The sequence below is a fragment of the Leisingera sp. F5 genome (assembly GCF_001593695.1).
The window spans coordinates 1-1,854 of the sequence record NZ_LUKH01000686.1 but is presented as its reverse complement, the minus strand read 5'-3'; the positions used below and the strand labels follow the sequence as shown (position 1 = coordinate 1,854).

3 protein-coding genes are annotated in these 1,854 nt (G+C 64.3%); all 3 read right to left on the bottom strand.

From position 1 onward, the window contains the following. Positions 1–101 precede the first annotated feature (101 nt). Entirely contained in the window at positions 102–719 is a 618-nt protein-coding gene (locus A2I95_RS34800) for a MotA/TolQ/ExbB proton channel family protein (protein ID WP_291737132.1), read from the bottom strand. Between the two features lie 3 nt (positions 720–722). Then, positions 723–1,142: a hypothetical protein gene (locus A2I95_RS34795; protein WP_291737131.1), complete on the bottom strand. Its 420-nt coding sequence runs from the start codon at positions 1,140–1,142 to the stop codon at positions 723–725. Positions 1,143–1,203: 61 nt separating this feature from the next. Continuing rightward, positions 1,204–1,854, bottom strand: a 651-nt coding sequence (locus tag A2I95_RS34790; RefSeq protein ID WP_291737129.1) for a hypothetical protein, incomplete at its 5' end; no start/stop codon positions are given.

The following is a 1,854-nucleotide window of genomic DNA, read 5'->3' as shown; positions in this document are numbered from 1 at the left end:
AAGAACACCAGCTGGATCAGCATGACGTCGATCATCGGCACCAGCGAAATCAGGGCGCGGGGGCGGGCGGGCCGGTTGATCGTCATGGCAACTCTCCCGTGTCAGCGCGACCCATCAATCAAGAGCAGGCGGCCGGCGGCGCTTTCGATGGCTTGCGCGGCGGCGTCGATGCGGGCGGCAAACAGCCCTGCGGCGACAGCGGCGGGGATTGCGACCAAGAGGCCCGCGGCGGTGGTCAGCAGCGCCTGCCAGATGCCGCCGGCCAGCACCGAGGCATTGGCTGCACCCTGTGCCAGTTCCAGCTCCTGAAAGGACTGGATCATGCCCAGGACGGTGCCCAGAAGCCCCAAGAGCGGCGAGACCATGGCGATGAGTTCCAGCAGGCGGATGAGGGAGTTCATGCGGCTCACTTCCTCGTTGCCGCGGCGCTGCAGTTCATCCTGCAGAAGCGGCCCGCGCAGGCCTTCTTGCAGGGCCTGCATGGCGTAAGCCATGACCCGGTCGGCGGGGGATTTGCCGGCGGCGATACTGTCCTGGGCCTGTTTGCGGTCGCCGCCTTTCCACAGGGTCAGCGCCTGTTCACGGGCCACAGTGCCGGAGCGGACCGGCCAGAGCTGGATCAGTTTGACGGCGATCACAGTGATCGACAGCAGCGACATCAGCGCCAGCAGCGCAATCACCGGTCCGCCGGTGCCGAAGATTTCCCAGGTGCCGCTCATGGCTTATTTCACCAGCGGCGCGGCAGCGCGGGAGCCAAGTTCGAGGATCGGGAAACAGTCCATCTGGTCCTCGTTCTGGGGCTGGCAGGAGGTGATGTCATGCAACAGAATCTCGGAGATGTTGCCGCAATTGATTTCCGGAATCTCGAACAGTTTCAGGGTGGTGCGCTGGACGGGCAGGGGCGCGGCGTCGATCGACAGCAGCCGGTCGATCACCCCCTGGCCGTCAAGGATGGCCAGCGACATCTCGAACCCTTCGAAACTTTTGCCGGTCTGATTGCGGAACAGGAAGAAGGCGCGGCAGCCGCCGCCGTCGATCTCTTCGGTCTTGTTCAACTCGACCCGCAGGGGGCCGGTTTCGGCAGCCGCTGCCAACGGCAGGGCAGCGAGGGCGAGGGCAGATAGCAGGCGTTTCAAAGGCATTACTGTCTCCGGGTTCCGGTTATCGTTGACCAGCCCGCGGCGCGCGGATTGGGGTGTTGGGTCAAACCAGCGCGGTCAGCGCCTTTTCGATCTTGTCCATGGCGTCGCGGGCGGAATCGAGGTCGCGGCGTTTCAGGTGGCGCGCTGCCACATGCAGGGCGCGGCCAAGACGGTCGCGGACCTTGCCCGGCGCGCGGGCGACATTGGCCTGCAAGGATTGCGCGCGTTTGACCTGGGCGCCAAGGGAGCGCTGATCCATTTCGCGCTGGCCGCGTTTCATCGACTTGGCCTCATCCTCGCGGTCCTGGCCGATGCGGGCAACGGCGCGTTCGATCACCACAACCATCGTCTCGGCCTCTTGCAGGCGGCCGTCGTTGATCAGGCTGACGGATTTGGCGAGGGCGCGTTTGAGTTTCAGCTCCAGAGGGCCGGGTGCCAGGCCGATACGCGGCTGGATGCGTTTCAGCCGCCGTTTCAGCGGTGCGATGGCGCTTGCGTCGATGCCTGAGGCGGAAATGTCGGAGGTGTCCTCTTCTGTCACCTGGCCTTCGGATTTTTCCGGTTTGAGGCTGTCGAGCAGGTTGCCGCCGTCATCGTAAAACAGCACGTTGACCTGGGGCTTGTTGCGTTTAAGGAAATTCTTCAGTTCGGTGACCATCCGCTGCGGCGCGGTTTCGCAGGTCATTTCCATCTCGCCGGAGCGCACCACATA

Excerpts from the sequence above, each read along its gene's own strand:
- A2I95_RS34800 (WP_291737132.1), bottom strand. The coding sequence starts at position 719 with ATGAGCGGCACCTGGGAAATCTTCGGCACCGGCGGACCGGTGATTGCG.
- A2I95_RS34795 (WP_291737131.1), bottom strand. The coding sequence starts at position 1,142 with ATGCCTTTGAAACGCCTGCTATCTGCCCTCGCCCTCGCTGCCCTGCCG.